At 74.3% G+C, this 16,837-nt stretch carries 10 protein-coding genes; 5 read left to right on the forward strand and 5 right to left on the reverse strand.

Going from position 1 to position 16,837, the window contains the following annotated elements; translation table 11 throughout:
- Positions 1-58: 58 nt before the first annotated feature.
- Positions 59-568 (reverse strand): SPASM domain-containing protein, encoded by a 510-nt coding sequence (locus ACIQV3_RS13115; protein WP_403712484.1) that lies wholly within the window; start codon positions 566-568, stop codon positions 59-61.
- A 216-nt stretch (positions 569-784) separates the two neighbouring features.
- Positions 785-3,739 carry a flippase-like domain-containing protein gene (locus tag ACIQV3_RS13120; protein ID WP_403712485.1) on the reverse strand — a complete coding sequence of 985 codons (2,955 nt, stop codon included), beginning with the start codon at positions 3,737-3,739 and terminating at the stop codon, positions 785-787.
- Between the two features lie 178 nt (positions 3,740-3,917).
- On the opposite strand from ACIQV3_RS13120, the gene ACIQV3_RS13125 reads away from it, so the two are divergent.
- The 5 genes from ACIQV3_RS13125 to nudC all read left to right on the forward strand — a co-directional run bounded on the left by ACIQV3_RS13125 (position 3,918) and on the right by nudC (position 14,810).
- Positions 3,918-4,256 carry an MGMT family protein gene (locus ACIQV3_RS13125; RefSeq protein ID WP_403712486.1) on the forward strand — a complete coding sequence of 113 codons (339 nt, stop codon included), beginning with the start codon at positions 3,918-3,920 and terminating at the stop codon, positions 4,254-4,256.
- Between the two features lie 306 nt (positions 4,257-4,562).
- A complete protein-coding gene (locus ACIQV3_RS13130; protein WP_403712487.1) occupies positions 4,563-8,201 on the forward strand; it encodes an ATP-dependent helicase in 3,639 nt (1,212 codons plus the stop codon).
- Between the two features lie 158 nt (positions 8,202-8,359).
- Positions 8,360-12,337: a UvrD-helicase domain-containing protein gene (locus tag ACIQV3_RS13135; RefSeq protein ID WP_403712613.1), complete on the forward strand. Its 3,978-nt coding sequence runs from the start codon at positions 8,360-8,362 to the stop codon at positions 12,335-12,337.
- Between the two features lie 10 nt (positions 12,338-12,347).
- On the forward strand, positions 12,348-13,757 hold the full coding sequence (locus tag ACIQV3_RS13140; RefSeq protein WP_403712488.1) for a dipeptidase: 1,410 nt from the start codon (positions 12,348-12,350) through the stop codon (positions 13,755-13,757).
- A 99-nt stretch (positions 13,758-13,856) separates the two neighbouring features.
- Positions 13,857-14,810 (forward strand): NAD(+) diphosphatase, encoded by a 954-nt coding sequence (nudC, locus tag ACIQV3_RS13145; RefSeq protein ID WP_403712489.1) that lies wholly within the window; start codon positions 13,857-13,859, stop codon positions 14,808-14,810.
- A gap of 89 nt (positions 14,811-14,899) precedes the next feature.
- Here nudC and ACIQV3_RS13150 read toward each other — a convergent pair whose 3' ends face one another.
- From ACIQV3_RS13150 to ACIQV3_RS13160, 3 genes are all read right to left on the reverse strand, one after another.
- On the reverse strand, positions 14,900-15,499 hold the full coding sequence (locus tag ACIQV3_RS13150) for a DUF4328 domain-containing protein (RefSeq protein ID WP_403712490.1): 600 nt from the start codon (positions 15,497-15,499) through the stop codon (positions 14,900-14,902).
- Positions 15,496-16,422, reverse strand: coding sequence for an aldo/keto reductase (locus ACIQV3_RS13155; protein WP_403712491.1), 927 nt, complete (start codon positions 16,420-16,422; stop codon positions 15,496-15,498). The genes ACIQV3_RS13150 and ACIQV3_RS13155 overlap by 4 nt, the downstream gene beginning before the upstream one ends.
- A 138-nt stretch (positions 16,423-16,560) precedes the next feature.
- Positions 16,561-16,821 carry a mycoredoxin gene (locus ACIQV3_RS13160; RefSeq protein WP_266904728.1) on the reverse strand — a complete coding sequence of 87 codons (261 nt, stop codon included), beginning with the start codon at positions 16,819-16,821 and terminating at the stop codon, positions 16,561-16,563.
- Between the last annotated feature and the right edge of the window lie 16 nt (positions 16,822-16,837).

The raw sequence follows: 16,837 nt of genomic DNA on the forward strand, positions 1-16,837 counted from the left end.
CCGTGGCCGAGGCCGTGGTCGATATGTTCCCACATGAAACTTATGTCAGCGGGGTGGTTCAGCGCCTCATGCTTTCGGCCAGAGCCCTGATGTCCTCCTGGTACGGGAAGCTGCCGGGCTCGTACGCGCAGTACGGGTCCGCCTCCAGCACGTCGCGCGTGAAGCCGTACGCCCGGGAGCGCGAGCCCCCGCACACCGTCTTGTACTCGCACGCCCCGCACTTCCCGCGCAGCAGCGAGGGGTCGCGGAGCTTGGTGAAGAGCGCCGAGCCCCGGTAGATCTCGGTCAGCGGGTGGTTCTTCACGTTGCCCGCCGAGAGGGGCAGGAAGCCGCTGGGGTGCACCTCGCCCGTGTGCGAGATGAAGACGAAGCCGCGGCCCGAGGAGACGTCCATGGGCGGCCGGCGCACTGCGCGCCGCTCCCCGTCGAAGACGCCCAGCTCGCGGGCGCGGGCCGAGAGGCGCTCGTACAGTGCGCCCAGGACGGGCCGCTCCCCGCGCGCGTCCAGGATCGTGCGCTGCATCACGACCCGCCGGAAGTGGTGGCCCTCCGTGGTCTTGGTGGCCATCACCGCCCCGCAGTCGTACAGGAAGTGCAGGACGTCCTCGATCTCGGCGGCGCTGCTGACTTCGCTGCTGCTGATCTTCTGAGCTTCCGATCCGCTGTGGGTCTGCGGAGCGGGGTCAGAGGGCAGTGAGCGGAATGGGTCCAGGACGGTGAAGCCGGTGGTGTCGTACAGGACGCCTGGACGCCTGGACGCATGGGCGCATGGGCGCCTGGACGGCTAGATGGCTTCCTGGCGCGTCAGGAAGTTGAAGGAGATCCATCCCGGCAGCACCGGCAGCCAGAACGTCACCACGCGGAACAGCAGCACCGCCGAGAAGGCCACCTGGCCGTCCAGCCCCGCCGCGACCAGCCCCAGCGTCAGCGCGCCCTCCACCGCTCCGATGCCGCCCGGTGTCGGAGCGGCCGAGCCCAGGGCGTTGCCGGCCAGGAAGACCACCGCGATGCTCGCGTAGCTGATGTCCGCGCCGCCCCCGAAGGCGCGGATCGAGGCGTCCAGGCACATCACGAAGCAGCCGGTCAGCAGCAGCATCCCGCCGATGCCGGTCAGCAGCTTCTGTGGCCGCTGGAGCACGTCCAGCATGCGCGGGACGACTCCCGCGAACAGGGCCCGCACCCGGGTCGCCACGAACTTCCGCAGGAAGGGCACGGCCGTGACCACCAGCACCAGCACCGCCACCGTCAGCAGACCGGCGATGACCGTCCTCGACGGGGTCATCTCGGGGGTCTTCTCGGTCCCCGTCAGATAGCCGAAGGACAGCAACAGCAGGATGTGGCTCGCCAGTCCGAAGAGCTGCGAGGCGCCCACACTGGCCACCGCGAGCCCCGGCCGGATGCCGGCCCGCTGGAGGAAGCGGGTGTTCAGCGCGACACCGCCGACCGCGGCCGGAGCCACCAGCTTCACGAAGGATCCGGCAACCTGGGCCAGTACGGTCCGCAGGAACGGCACCCGCTCGGGCACGAAGCCCAGCAGGCTCATCGCCGCCGCGAAATAGGTGAGCGCCGAGAAGGCGAGTGCCACCCCGACCCAGCCCCACCGCGCGTCGGCGATGGTGGTGCCGAAGTCCACGTGCGCGATCTGGGTGACCAGGAAGTACGCGCCGAAGGCCCCCGCGATGAACGAGACCAGGGTGCGCGGACGGATCCGCTCCAGCCGGGCCGGCTCCACCGGCGCCTGCGGGCGGATCAGCAGCACCTGCTGGCGGATCTGGCTCAGCAGATCCTCCTCGCGGGCCCCGTCGAGCGCGTCGTCCAGGGCCTTCTTCTCGGCCTTCTTCTCGACCTTGTCGACGGCGGAGCGCGCCGAGGCCGAGGCGGAGTCCGCCCCGCGCGCCGCCTTCGCCGCCCGCGAGGACTCCAGTACCGCTTCCCGCTCCCGGTCCGCCCGCTCCCGCGCCAGCTTGCGCAGCGTCGCCCGCGTGGAGCGGCTCAGCGCGATCGGCTGGAGCAGCGGCAGACAGTCCGCCACCGCGTCCGGGCCCAGCACCGACACCGCCGAGGCGACCGAGCGCTCGGCGCCGACCCGCAGGCCGAGGGTGGTGAGCAGCTGCGCGATGTCCATACGCAGGACGAGGTCGCCGGCCGCGATCTCACCGCCGCGCAGGTCGGTCAGCGTGATGGTGGCCGCGGCCGGGTCGCCGGCCTGGCCGGAGCTGTGGCCGCCGCTGCCGGAACGATCCACCACGAGGGCGTCCCCGGTGAGCCGCCGGTGTGCGATCCGCCGGGACTGCAGGGCCCGTACCTGCTGCCAGGCGTTGCGGCTCAGCTCGTCGGTGATCTCCTCGTCGGCCAGCTGGTCCAGGCTCCGGCCGCCCAAGTGCTCGTAGACGAGCATCACGGCGTCCGGACCCAGCTCGGAGGTGGCGATGAGCTTGGGCGCGTTGGCTCCGGCGGCGATGGCGGCGTAGGCGAGCAGCGCCTCCTGCTCCAGCGCCTGGCGCAGGGACTGCAGACTGCGGCGGGTGGTGATCCCGCGCAGCGTGAGGCGCCGCCAGACCCGGTAGTAGAAGCCCTGGGCCTGCTGCTCCCGGTCCACGACGGTGACGTCGAGCGGCGGGCCGTCCTCCAGGGTGACGTGGTAGCGCCGCCCGCGGTCGCTGACCTCGGTGCTGTCACCGCCCTCCGGGGACTCGGCGCGCATCGCGCTGACCGGCTGGAAGCCGACCCGGCGCAGGCCCGCGAGGAGGTTCTGCCCGGTGGGGCGGACGTTCGGCGAGCCGACCGCGTACAGGGTTCCGTACGCGACGCTCCAGCCGATCAGCACGGTCAGGATGATCGAGAAGGGGGTGGTGTAGCCGCCGACCAGCATCGCGAAGGCGTCCAGCAGCAGGACCACCCACAGCGCGACCCGCCAGCGCGGGCGCCGGGTCATCCCGACGGCGGTCATGTACGCGATCACGGGCGCGAGGTAGCCGTGCACCGGATCCGTGAGGGCCCCGTCGGCCATGGTGGGTCGGGTGAGGGCTTCCTGGATGGTCGCGGGCGCGGCCTGGGAGACCCAGAGGTCGGTGGCGAGGGTGACCCCGTGCGCGAGGACGGCGGCGAGGACGCCGTCGGCGATGCGCAGTCCGTCGCGTTTGATCAGCCGCTCGATGGCGAAGGCCACGGGGACGAGGAGCACGGCGATGCTCGACACGAGCCCGGCGACCTTGATCAGCACGTCGGGCGCCTGCCCGGTGCCGTTGCTGATGTCGGCCTCCAGACCCGCGGTGGTGCCGTGGGCGAAGGCGGCGATGCCGAGGACGACGGCGATGCCGAGGATTCCGACGAGGAGGCGGACGAGGTCCGAGGGGCGGTGCACGCGGGCGGCGAGCAGCGGCTCGTCGACCTCGACCTGGTCGGCGGCCGTGGGGGTGTGGCCGTGCGGGGTCTCGATGTCGTGGGGGGCCGGGGTCTCGGGGGCCTCCGGAGCCTCAAGGGCCTCCTGCGCCTCAGGGGCCGCGGGGGCCGCAGGGGCCTTCCGAGGCTCAGGGGCCTCGGGGGCCGGCTTCTGAAGCGGCGAGGGAGCCGGCGGCGGGTCCGCGTCCGGGTCCGCGTCCGGGTCCGTGTCCGGGTCCGCGTGCAAGTCCGCGTGCAGGTCGGAGTGCGAGTCCGCGTGCGTGTCCTCGGGACCCGGTGTCGGGCCTTCGTCTGGGCGCGCGCCGTCGTTCGCCGCCGCGCCGTCCGGAGGACTCACACCCTGCTCCCTTCCCGTCACTTCCGTCTCTTCTTGATCACGTATCACGCGTCACCGCCCGGAAGATGGTGGCACGGACCGACGGCCGTGGGGGGCAGCAGGGTGCGAGCCGGTCCGGAACTCGGGCTTCCACGCGCTTGCCGCTCCCCTGTCGGTCCGGTGCGGCACCATGGGCCGAATGAGCGAAGAGCTGCCGGCGTACGCGGAGCGGGTGCTGGAGGCGGCCGAGCGGATTCCGCCCGGCCGGGTGATGACCTACGGCGACATCGCGGAGTGGCTCGGCGAGGGCGGACCCCGACAAGTGGGCCGGGTCATGGCGTTGTACGGGGGAGCGGTGCCCTGGTGGCGCGTGGTGCGGGCGGACGGCCGTCCGCTGCCCGGCAGCGAGCGCAGGGCGCTGGAGAACTACCGGGCCGAGACCACCCCGCTCCGGCTCACCGGCGACGGCGAACCGCGGCTCGACATGCGGCGGGCGCGCTGGGACGGCGGCGCCGGGCGGGACGAAGGTCACATGTGACAGCTTCGGCCATGCGCGGCCCGGAAGGGTGGTCGAAGAGACGTGCGGAGCCTCGTACGGGGGACGCGCGGGCCCGGATGGCAGTGGGGACCCGAGCGCGGACCCGAGCGCGGACGGGAGCGCGGACGGGGGCACGGACGGGAGTCCCGGGGAAACTGCGCCCGCCGCGCGCCGTGCCGTAGCGTTGCCCCTTCGACTCCGACCCGCGCCCCGGCCACCGCCCGGGGCGTCACCCCAGGAGCGGCAGAAGCAATCGCTGCGGCAGCGACCGCCGCAACGGCAGACCCACCAGGACCGGCACCCCACGTGAACACCTCTTCCTCCGACGGCCACCGCTCCGAGCGGCGGCGTACGCGGACCCCGGACGCGTACCGCCTGGTGCGTACCGGTGCGGAGCGGGTGGATCCCCCTGTGCTGGACGCAGCGCAGCGGGCGGTGGTTGAGCACACCGGCGGCCCGCTGCTGGTCCTGGCCGGACCGGGCACCGGAAAGACGACCACGCTGGTCGAGGCGGTCGCGGCCCGCGTGGAGTCCGGAGCCGACCCCGCGCGCATCCTGATCCTCACCTTCAGCCGCAAGGCCGCCGTGGAACTGCGCGACCGGACCGCCCTGCGGCTCGGCGGGGCGCGCGCCCCGCAGGCCACCACCTTCCACTCCTTCTGCTACGGCCTGGTCCGGGCGCACCAGGACGCGGAACTCTTCGCGGACCCGCTGCGACTCCTCTCCGGCCCGGAGCAGGACGTCATGGTCCGCACCCTCCTCGAAGGCCAGCGCCGGCTCCGCTCGATCCGCTGGCCGGACGACCTGCGGGCCGCCCTGACCACGCGCGGCTTCGCCGACGAGGTCCGCGCGGTGCTCGCCCGCGCCCGCGAGCTCGGCCTGGGCCCGCAGGCCCTCTCCGACTTCGCGACCCGCCTCGGCCGGCCGGACTGGAAGGCGGCGGCGGCCTTCCTCTCCGAGTACCTGGACGTACTGGACCTCCAGGGCACCCTGGACTACGCGGAACTCCTCCACCGCGCCGTCCTCCTGGCGGAACGCACCCCCTCGCTCTCGTCCCTGTACGACGTGATCTACGTGGACGAGTACCAGGACACCGACGCCTCCCAGCTGCGCCTGCTGCGCGCACTGGCGGGCCCGGGTGGCCGGCTGACCGCCTTCGGCGACCCCGACCAGTCGATCTACGCCTTCCGCGGCGCGGACATCAACAACATCCTGGACTTCGAGACCTCCTTCCCGGGAGCGGAGGTCCGCGCCCTCACCACCTCCCGCCGCTCGTCCTCGGTCCTCCTCACCGCCACCCGCCACCTGACCACCCGCATGCCGGTGCCGCGCCTGCCCTCGGCGGCCGTACGGGCCCACCGCGCGCTCGCGTCGACCCGCGAGGGCGGCCGGGTCGAGGTGTTCACCTACCCCACGGCCGGCGCGGAACTGGACAACATCGCCGACGTCCTGCGCCGGGCCCACCTGGAGGAGGGCGTGCCCTGGCAGGACATGGCCGTCCTGGTCCGCGCGGGCGGCCGCACCCTGCCGCAGATGCGCCGCGCCCTGATCGCGGCGGGAGTCCCGGCCGAAACCGACGGCACGGACTCCCCCCTCCGCCACGAGCCGGCCATAGCCCCCCTCCTGACGGCCCTGCGCACCCTCGCGGAATCCGCGACCCCGACCCCCGCGAACCCCACGGCCCCGCCCGAGACCGCCGACCCCGCCTCCACCGCCCCCCGGACGCCGGAGCCCGTGCCCGGCTCCGCCGGCGACCCGGCCGGGGCGGAGAGCGCGCCCTCCGACGGAGTCGGGGCCGCTTCGGGCGCCGCAGGCGCCGGTGTGGGCGCCGGTGTGGGCGAGCTTGCTCGCAGCTTTGGGGCGGGTGGGCTGCCCGACGCAGTCGGTGGTGTGTCCGGAGCCCCCGCCGGAGGCGGCGTCGAGTTGCCCGGCTCCGCCGGCGAGTCCGCCGCGGTGGAGGGTGCGCAGTCCGGCGAGCCCGACGCGGGGGAGCGTGCGCAGTCCGGCGACTCCGACGCGGCGGAGGGTGCGCAGTCCGGCGGGCCCGCCGCGGGCGAAGGGTGGATCGGGGTCGAGGCCGCCCTCGTGCTGCTGTCCTCGCCGCTCGGCGGGATGGACGCCGCGGACCTGCGCCGGCTCGGCCGCGCCCTGCGCGATGAGGAGCGGGCCGCGGGGTTCAAGACCCCCGCGCCCTCCGACGTCCTGCTCGCCAGAGCCCTCGCGGAGCCCGAGCGGCTCGTCGCCCACGACCCCGCCTACGCCCGCGGAGCGCAACGCCTCGGCCTGCTGCTGCGCAAGGCCCGCGAGCTCCTCCTCGGCGGCGGCACCGCCGAGGAGGTCCTGTGGACCCTCTGGGACGGCACCCCCTGGCCGCAGCGCCTCGAACGCAGCGCCCGCCGCGGCGGCCCCGCCGGCCGCAACGCCGACCGCGACCTCGACGCCGTCTGCGCGCTCTTCGACACCGCCGCCCGCGCGGAGGACCGTACCGGCGGCCGCGGCGCCCTCAACTTCCTCGAACAGCTCGAAGCCGAGGACATCGCCGGAGACACCCTCACCCCCCGCGCCGTCCGCCGCGAAGCCGTCCGCCTGATGACCGCGCACCGCTCCAAGGGCCTGGAGTGGGGACTCGTCGTCGTCGCGGGCGTGCAGGAAGGGCTCTGGCCCGACCTGCGCCGCCGCGGCTCCCTCCTCGAAGCCGACCGCATCGGCCGCGACGGCCTCGCCGAGCCCCTCACCCCCGGCGCGCTCCTCGCCGAGGAGCGCCGCCTCTTCTACGTCGCCGCCACCCGCGCCCGCGACCGCCTCGTCGTCACCGCGGTCAAGGCCCCCGCCGAGGACGGCGACCAGCCCTCCCGCCTCCTCACCGAGCTCGGCGTCCCCGTCAAGGACGTCACCGGCCGCCCCCGCCGCCCCCTCGCCGTCCCCGCGCTCGTCGCGGAACTCCGCGCCACCACCGTCGACCCCGACGCCTCGCCCGCCCTGCGCGACGCCGCCGCCCGCCGCCTCGCCCGCCTCGCCGTGCTCACCGACGACGAGGACCGCCCGCTCGTCCCCGCCGCGCACCCGCAGCGCTGGTGGGGGCTGTACGAGCCCACCCGCAGCAGCGTCCCGCTCCGCGACCGCGACCACCCCGTCGCCCTGTCCGGCTCCGCCCTGGAGCAGCTCGCCAACACCTGCTCCCTCCAGTGGTTCCTGGGCCGCGAGGTCAAGGCCGACGCCCCCTCCACCGCGGCCCAGGGCTTCGGCAACGTCGTCCACGTCCTCGCCGACGAGGTCGCCTCCGGGCGCACCCCCGCCGACCTCGCCGTCCTGATGGAACGCCTCGACTCCGTCTGGGACTCGCTCGCCTTCGACGCCCCCTGGAAGTCCCGCCAGGAGAAGGACAACGCCCGCGCCGCCCTGGAGCGCTTCCTGCGCTGGCACACCACCGACCGCGGGGGCCGCGCGGCCGTGGCCACCGAGCACGACTTCGACGTCACCCTCGAGGCGGGGGAGTACGCCGTCCGGGTACGCGGCTCCATGGACCGCGTCGAGGCCGACGCGCAGGGCCGCGCGTACGTCGTCGACTTCAAGACCGGCAAGTCCGCGCCGACCGCCAAGGAGGTCGAACGCCACCCGCAGCTCGCCGTGTACCAGCTCGCCGTGCGCGAGGGCGCCGTCGACGAGGTCTTCGACGGCCTGCGCCCGGCACCCGGCGGCGCCGAACTCGTGCAACTGCGCCAGGGCGCCGCCCAGCGCGACGGCGGCGACACGGTGCCCAAGATCCAGGCGCAGCGGGCTCTGGAGGGCGGCGCGCCCGGCGAATGGGTCGGCGACCTGCTCGCCACCGCGGCCGGCCGGGTCCTCGACGAGCGCTTCGCACCCGCCCTCGGCAAGCACTGCGACCACTGCTCCTTCCGCGCCTCGTGCAGCGCCCGCCCGGAGGGCCGCCAGACGGTGGAGTAGGCCGCCCGGTCCGGGCGGGCGGGACTGTCAGCGGGGACGGCTAGCCTTTTCATGTGTCCGCGCGTCCGCCCGTCCCGCCGTCCCCGTCGCTCCCCCCGCCCGCACGGGCGCCGCAGGCAGCGGCGGCCCTCACCGATCCCGAGCAGCTCAAGGAGCTCCTGGGGATCCCCTTCACGCCCGAACAGATGGCCTGCGTCACCGCCCCGCCCGCCCCGCAGGTCATCGTGGCCGGCGCCGGATCCGGCAAGACCACCGTCATGGCCGCCCGCGTGGTCTGGCTGGTCGGCACCGGCGCGGTCGCACCCGAGCAGGTCCTCGGTCTGACCTTCACCAACAAGGCCGCCGGCGAGCTCGCCGAGCGGGTACGGACCGCCCTCGCGCGCGCCGGGATCACCGATCCGGACCCCTCCCCGGCCGAGACCGGCTCCGCGGGCGGCGAGCCGCGCATCTCCACGTACCACGCCTTCGCCGGACAGCTCCTCAAGGACCACGGCCTGCGCATCGGCCTGGAGCCCAGCGCCCGGCTGCTCGCCGACGCCACCCGCTTCCAGCTCGCCGCCCGGGTGCTCCGCGAGGCCCCCGGCCCTTACCCCTCCCTCACCAAATCCGTTCCCGACCTGGTCAGCGACCTGCTCGCGCTCGACGGGGAGCTTTCCGAGCACCTCGTACCGCCGGAGCGGCTGCGCGCGTACGACACGGAGCTCCTCTCCGCCCTCGCGGACGTCAAGCTCGGCAACGAGGACCTGCGCAAGGTCCCCGAGGCGGCCCGCGGCCGCCTGGAACTCCTGGAGCTGGTCTCCCGCTACCGCGCCGCCAAACACTCCCGCGACCTCCTCGACTTCGGTGACCAGATAGCCCTCTCGGCGCGGCTCGCGACCACCCGGCCCGAGGTCGGCGCCCTGCTGCGCGAGGAGTTCCGCGTCGTCCTGCTCGACGAGTACCAGGACACCTCGGTCGCGCAGCGGCTGCTGCTGTCCGGGCTGTTCGGCGCGGGCACCGGGCACGCGGTGACCGCCGTCGGCGACCCCTGCCAGGCCATCTACGGCTGGCGCGGCGCCTCCGTGGCCAACCTCGACGACTTCCCCGAGCACTTCCCGTACGCCGACGGCAGCCCCGCCACCCGCTTCTCCCTCAGCGAGAACCGGCGCAGCGGCGGCCGTCTCCTGGACCTGGCCAACGAGCTCGCCGCCCCGCTGCGCTCCCTGCACGAGGGGGTCGAGGCCCTGCGCCCCGCTCCGGGCGCGGAGCGCGACGGCTCCGTCCGGTGCGCCCTGCTGGAGACCCACGCCCAGGAGCTCGACTGGATCGGCGACTCCATCTCCCACCTGGTCCGTACGGGCACGGAGCCGCGCGACATCGCCGTACTGTGCCGCTCCGGCGGCGACTTCGCCCGGATCCAGGCGGTCCTCGTCGAGCGCGACGTCCCCGTGGAAGTCGTCGGCCTGTCCGGCCTCCTCCACCTTCCGGAGGTCGCGGACCTCGTCGCCGTCTGCGAGGTCCTCCAGGACCCGGGCGCCAACGCCGCGCTCGTCCGGCTGCTCATCGGACCGCGCTGGCGCATCGGCGCCCGCGACCTGGCCCTGCTGGGCCGCCGGGCCCGCACCCTGATCTCCCGCTCCTCCCACTCCTCCCGCTCCTCCTCGGACGACGACCGCCTCGCGGCGGCGGTGGAGGGCGTGGACCCGGCGGAGATCGTGTCGCTGGCCGACGCCCTGGAGACCTTCCTGGACGGCGCGGGCCAGTCCGCCCCCGACCAGCTGCCCTTCTCCGCCGCGGCCCGGGTGCGCTTCGCGCACCTCGCCCAGGAACTGCGCGACCTGCGCCGTTCCCTCGCGGACCCGCTGATGGACGTCCTGCACCGGGTCCTGTCGACGACCGGCCTCGACGTGGAGCTGGCCTCCTCCCCGCACGCGCTGGCGGCCCGCCGCCGGGAGACCCTGTCCAGCTTCATGGACGTGGCGGCCGGCTTCGCCTCCCTCGACGGGGAGGCCTCCCTCCTCGCCTTCCTCGCCTTCCTGCGCACGGCGGCCCAGTACGAGAAGGGCCTGGACCACGCCCTCCCCGGCGGGGAGAACACGGTCAAGGTCCTCACCGCCCACAAGTCCAAGGGCCTGGAGTGGGACGTGGTGGTGGTCCCCGACCTCTCCGCGGGCTCGTTCCCGAAGGAGAAGGCCCCGGAGGCCTGGACCTCGTACGCGAAGGTCCTCCCGTACGCCCTGCGCGGGGACGCGCCGACCCTCCCGCCCACCCCGGAATGGACCTCGCCGGGCCTGCGCGCCTTCAAGTCGGCCCTCAAGTCGCACAAGGCCGTCGAGGAACTCCGCCTCGGCTACGTCACCTTCACCCGCCCGCGCTCGCTCCTCCTGGCCTCGGGCCACTGGTGGGGCCCGACGCAGAAGAAGCCGCGCGGCCCGTCCTCCTTCCTCTCCGCCCTGTACGACCACTGCGCCGCGGGCAACGGCGAGATCGACGCCTGGGCCGACGCCCCCGCACCGGACGCCGAAAGCCCGTCCCTCGCCACGGACTCCACCCCGGACCGCTCCTGGCCCCTCCCCCTGGACCCCGCCTCCCTCACCCTCCGCCGAGCCGCCGCCACCCTGGTCGAGTCCTACCTCCACCCACCCCGCGAGACCCCCCGGGCCGCCCCGGAGGACGCCTACCTCTGGCCCCCGCACTGCGAAGACCCCGCCTACGACGAGGAGCCCCCGGCCCCGTGGCCGGACCCGGCCGAAGCCGCCGCAGAAGCAGCCACCCCGTGGCCCGCGACGGTCGACGGCCCGGCCGCCACGACCGCCACGACCGCCACCCGGCCGCAGGCCGGCCCGGGCCGGGGCGCGCCCGGCGGCGGCCACCCCGGTACCGCCGTGCACGCCGCCGCGGGCGGCACCCCGAAGGGGGTCCGGGGCGAAGCCCCGGTTTCGGGAAGGGGCGGGGTGGGGGAAGAAGAAGCCCCCCCGACCCCCGACCCCCTGTGGCCGCAGGCCACCGCCCGGTCCGCGTCCCACCCACACCCACCCGCCTCCGGAGGCGCCGAGGACCTGTGGCCGGAGGCCGACGCCCCGGCCCGGTCCGAGCCCCGGCCGCACCCGACTGATCCCGGCGACGACCTGTGGCCTGAGGCCGACGACCCGGCCCGGTCCGAACCCCGGCCGCACCCTCCAGCGCGCGGCAGCGCCGACGACCTGTGGCCGGAGGACGCAGACCCGGCCCGGTCCGAGCCCCGGCCGCACCCGGCTGATCCCGGCGACGACCTGTGGCCGGAGGAAGCGGACTGGGCCGACCCCGGGCCAGGCCCGCACCCCGCGGCACCCGGCGAAGCCGCCCCCCGGCCCGGCCCCGCGGCCGTACCCGGTACCGGCCCCCTCACCCCCGAGGACGCCAGGGCCATCGCCTCCTGGGACCGCGACCTCGACGCCCTGGAGGGCGAGCTCCGCCGTGCCCGCGCGGCCGTCCGCGACGTGGAGCTCCCGGCCGCGCTCTCCGCCAGCCAGCTGCTGCGCCTCGCCTCCGACGAGCAGGGCTTCGTACGCGACCTCGCCCGCCCCATGCCCAAGCCGCCGCAGCCCGCCGCACGCCAGGGCACCCGGTTCCACGCGTGGGTGGAGTCCCGCTTCGACGAGCTCCCGCTGCCCCACCTCGACGTCCTCGACCCCCTCACCGACCTCCCCGGAGCCGCGGCCCCGGCGGGGGACGGATCCGGGGACGCCTCCGACCAGGACATCGCCGACGAGGCCGACCTCGACTCCCTCAAGGCGGCCTTCGAGCGGAGCCCGTACGCCGACCGGACCCCGTACCGCATGGAGGTCCCGGTCCAGCTCACCCTCGCCGGCCGGGTGATCCGAGGCCGGATCGACGCCGTCTACCGCACCGCGGATGCGGACGGCACCGCCACCGGCTACGAGATCGTCGACTGGAAGACCGGCCGCACCACCGAGGCCGACCCCCTCCAGCTGGCCGTCTACCGCCTGGCCTGGGCGGAAGCCACGAACACCCCCCTCGCCCAGGTCACGGCGGTGTTCCTGCACGTCCGCAGCGGCCGCGTCATCCACCCCCGCAACCTCCCGGACCGCGCTCGTCTTGAGCAGATCCTCCAAGGCAAAACGGACACGGAAGGTGACCATCGAACGGACGGCTAGGCTCGTGGCCATGAGCGACACCCCGGCGGACAGCGTCGTCCGCACGTACATCGACACACACCGCGCCGCCTTCCTCGACGACCTCGCCGACTGGCTCCGCATCCCCTCCGTCTCGGCCCAGCCCGAGCACGCGGACGATGTACGGCGCAGCGCGGACTGGCTGGCCGCGAAGCTCAAGGAGACCGGTTTCCCGGTCACCGAGGTGTGGCGGACGGCCGGCGCCCCCGCCGTCTTCGCCGAATGGCCGAGCGAGGACCCCGCCGCCCCCACCGTCCTCGTGTACGGGCACCACGACGTGCAGCCCGCCGCCCTCGCCGACGGCTGGCACACCGACCCGTTCGAGCCGGTGATCAAGGACGGCCGGATGTACGGGCGCGGCGCCGCCGACGACAAGGGCCAGGTCTTCTTCCACACCCTCGGCGTCCGGGCCCACCTCGCCGCGACCGGCGCGTCCGCCCCCGCCGTGCACCTCAAGCTGATCGTCGAGGGCGAGGAGGAGTCCGGTTCCCCGCACTTCCGCGCCCTCGTGGAGCGCGAGGCGGCCCGTCTCGCCGCCGACGTCGTGGTCGTCTCCGACACCGGCATGTGGTCCGAGAACACCCCCACCGTCTGCACCGGCATGCGCGGCGTCGCCGACTGCGAGATCGACCTGTTCGGCCCCGACCAGGACATCCACTCGGGTGCCTTCGGCGGCGCCGTGCCGAATCCGGCCACCGTCGCCGCCCGCCTCGTCGCGGCCCTGCACGACGCGGACGAGCGGGTCACGATCCCCGGCTTCTACGACGGCATCGCCGAGCTCACGGACGTGGAGCGTGAGCTGATCGCCGAGCTCCCCTTCGAGGAGAGCGAGTGGCTCCGTACGGCCAAGTCGTACGCGGCTTCGGGCGAGGCCGGTTACTCCACCCTGGAGCGCGTCTGGGCCCGCCCGACCGCCGAGGTCAACGGCATCGGCGGCGGCTACCAGGGACCCGGCGGCAAGACGATCGTGCCCGCCTCGGCGCACCTGAAGCTGTCGTTCCGCCTGGTCTCGGGGCAGGACCCGTACGAGGTCGAGACGGCCGTCACGGCCTGGGTCGCGGAGCGCGTCCCGGCCGGAATCCGGCATTCCATCACCTTCGGCGCCCCCACCCGGCCGTGCCTGACCCCGCTGGACCACCCGGCGCTGCAGTCCGTCGTACGCGCCATGAGCCGGGCCTTCGGCCAGAAGGTCCGCTTCACCCGTGAAGGCGGTTCGGGTCCGGCGGCCGACCTCCAGGACGTGCTGAACGCCCCCGTCCTCTTCCTCGGGATCTCCGTGCCCTCCGACGGCTGGCACTCGCCGAACGAGAAGGTCGAGCTCGACCTGCTCACGAAGGGCGTCGAGACGGCCGCCTACCTCTGGGGCGACCTGGCCGCCCACTGGAAGCCGGCCCGGACATGACGACGCCCCGCCGCCCCGCACCGCCACGCACGCCGCCGCACACGCCGCCGCACACCCGTCCGTCCTGCTGAGCCTGCCTGTGTCCCACCACCGGGGGAGTTGGAAGTACCTGTGAGCACCCATACCGAGTCCGAGCGCCCGATCTCGCTGGCCGCGCCCAGTGGCATCGACCGCGCCGCGCACCACCGCCTCGACGAGGCGTGGCTCGCCGCGGCCTGGAGCCACCCCAGCACCCGCGTCTTCGTGGTCTCGGGCGGCCAGGTGCTGATCGACGACACCCCCGACGGCGCGACGGCGATCGTGATGACCCCGGCCTTCGAGGCCCCGGTCACCGAGACGCACCGGTACTTCCTGGGGACCGACGAGGACGGCGTACGGTACTTCGCGCTGCAGAAGGACTCGCTGCCCGGCCGCATGGACCAGTCGGCCCGCCCCGCCGGGCTGCGCGAGGCCGGAATGCTGCTCTCCGCTCGGGACGCCGGGCTGATGGTGCACGCGGTGGCGCTGGAGAACTGGCAGCGCATGCACCGCTTCTGCTCCCGCTGCGGCGAGCGCACGGTGGTCGCCGCGGCCGGGCACATCCGCCGCTGCCCGGGCTGCGGGGCCGAGCACTACCCGCGGACCGACCCGGCGGTGATCATGCTGGTCACGGACGACCAGGACCGCGCGCTGCTGGGCCGCCAGGTGCACTGGCCGGAGGGCCGCTTCTCCACCCTCGCGGGGTTCGTGGAGCCGGGCGAGTCGATCGAGCAGTCGGTCATCCGCGAGGTCTGGGAGGAGGCGGGCGTCAAGGTCGGCGAGGTCGAATACGTCGCCAGCCAGCCCTGGCCGTTCCCGTACAGCCTGATGCTGGGCTTCACGGCGCGCGCCGTCACCTTCGACATCGAGGTCGACGGGGACGAGATCCAGGAGGCCCGCTGGTTCTCCCGCGACGACCTGCGCTCGGCGATCGAGACCGGCGAGGTCCTCCCGCCGGCGGGCATCTCCATCGCGGCCCGCCTGGTCGAGCTCTGGTACGGCAAGCCCCTCCCGAAGCCGGTCGCGACCGCCTGACCCGCGCCGCCCCGGACACCGCCGAAGGCCCCCGCCGCGGCGGGGGCCTTCGCCGAGGCCACCGGGTCCTGCCCGCCGGGTCCTGCCCGTCAGGTCATGTTCAGGTAGGGCAGCGGGCCGGCCGGCTGCGCGGCGCTCACCCGGCGGATGACCGCGATCGCGAGGATCGCGCACAGGATGTTGAGGCCCTCGTCGACGGGGTTGCGGTAGTCCGTGTGGTCGAGCACCAGCAAGTGGAAGGCGACCGAGAGCGGGCCGTCGAGGAGCCAGACGAACCACCAGGCGTTGATCAGCCAGGCGTCGCGGGGCGGGCCGCCGGCCCGGTGGATGTCGAGGGTGATGCGCCGGGGCAGCCACCACATGGCGAGCGGGATGATCCAGGCGCCGAGGGCGAAGCCCGGGGTGTACTTGTGGCTGCCCGGTGCCAGGACCTCGGCGTTGCAGCGCACGCGCCGGAACCAGACGAGGAACGCGATCCAGCAGGCCACCTGGAGCACGGCCGGGAACGGCACCATCTCCTCGGCGAGCCAGGGCGAGTCCTTGCCGCCGGTCGCGATGACGTAGACGTCGGTCAGGGCCGAGGTGGCGATCAGCGACTGGGCGACGAGCGCGGGTCCGGCCGGGTTCCGGAAGAGGTACCGGGGCCCGCGTATCGCGGCTTCCCCCACGGGCACGTTGTACTGGCTCATGCCTGCTCCTCCTGCTCGCCCTGCTCGCCTTGCTCCTTCTGGTTCCCCTGGCCCTGGCCCTGGCCCTGGCCTTGGCCCTGGCCCTCGCCCTCGCCGGACAGCCGGTCGAGGCGGGCCCGCTGGGCAACGGTCAGCCGGAGGCCTTCCGCGGCGAGGTTCTCCTCGAGGTGGGTGATCCGGGACGTGCCCGGGATCGGCAGGACCACCGGCGAGCGGCCGAGCAGCCAGGCGAGCGCGACCTGCGTGGGGGTGGCTCCGGCCTCGGCCGCCACGGCGGCGATCTCGGCCGTCGTCCCGGACTGTCCCCAGGCGACGGTGGCCCAGGGCAGGAAGGCGATGCCCGCCTCCTCGCACGCGGCGAGCACGGGCTCGTGCGCCCGGTCGAGCAGGTTGTAGCGGTTCTGCACGCTCGCGATGTCGGTGATCTCCCGGGCCGCGGCGAGTTCGCCGACGGTGACCTCCGACAGCCCGATGTGGCCGATCTTGCCCTCGGCCCGCAGGTCCCGCAGCGTGCCGATCTGGTCGGCCAGAGGCGTCCGCGGATCGAGGCGGTGCAGCTGGAGCAGTCCGATCCGCTCGACGCGCAGCCGGCGCAGCGCCTGCTCGACCTGCTCGCGCAGCGCGGCCGGCCGCGCGTCCTGGGTCCACTCGCCCGAGGGGACGGACCGGGCGATGCCGACCTTGGTGGTGACCTGGACCCCGTCCGGGTAAGGGTGCAGGGCCTCGGCCAGCAGCTCCTCGTTGGCGCCCCAGCCGTACATGAAGGCGGTGTCGATCAGCGTCACGCCCAGCTCGACGGCCCGCCGGGCCACCGCGAGGGAGTTCTCGCGGTCCGGGCCCGGGTCCGTGGGCAGGCGCATGGCCCCGAAACCGAGCCTGCGCACTTCCAGATCGCCGCCGATGCGGAACACGGTCGTACTCACGTGGACGTTTCCTCCCCCTTGATCGAGCCGATCAAGGGGTCACGCTAACAGGGCAGTTGACCGGCCCCCAGACGCAGAAGCCCCCGCCGGGGCGGGGGCTTTCCGTGCATGCTGCTCAGCACGTCGGACGGCGGGACATCACACCGCGAGGGCCTGCTTGACCTGGGCGAGGCTCGGGTTCGTCATGACCGACTCACTGCCGGCGGCGGAGGTGACGAGGACGGTGGGAACCGTCTGGTTGCCGCCGTTCGCCTTCTCCACGAACGCCGCGGACTCCGGGTCGAGCTCGATGTTGATCTCGGTGTAGGCGATGCCTTCCCGGTCCATCTGGCTCTTCAGCCGACGGCAGTAGCCGCACCAGGTCGTGCTGTACATCGTGACCGTGCCCGCGTCCTGCATGCTGCGCACTCCATTC

Source organism: Streptomyces sp. NPDC099050 (assembly GCF_044759865.1).
Classification (GTDB): domain Bacteria; phylum Actinomycetota; class Actinomycetes; order Streptomycetales; family Streptomycetaceae; genus Streptomyces.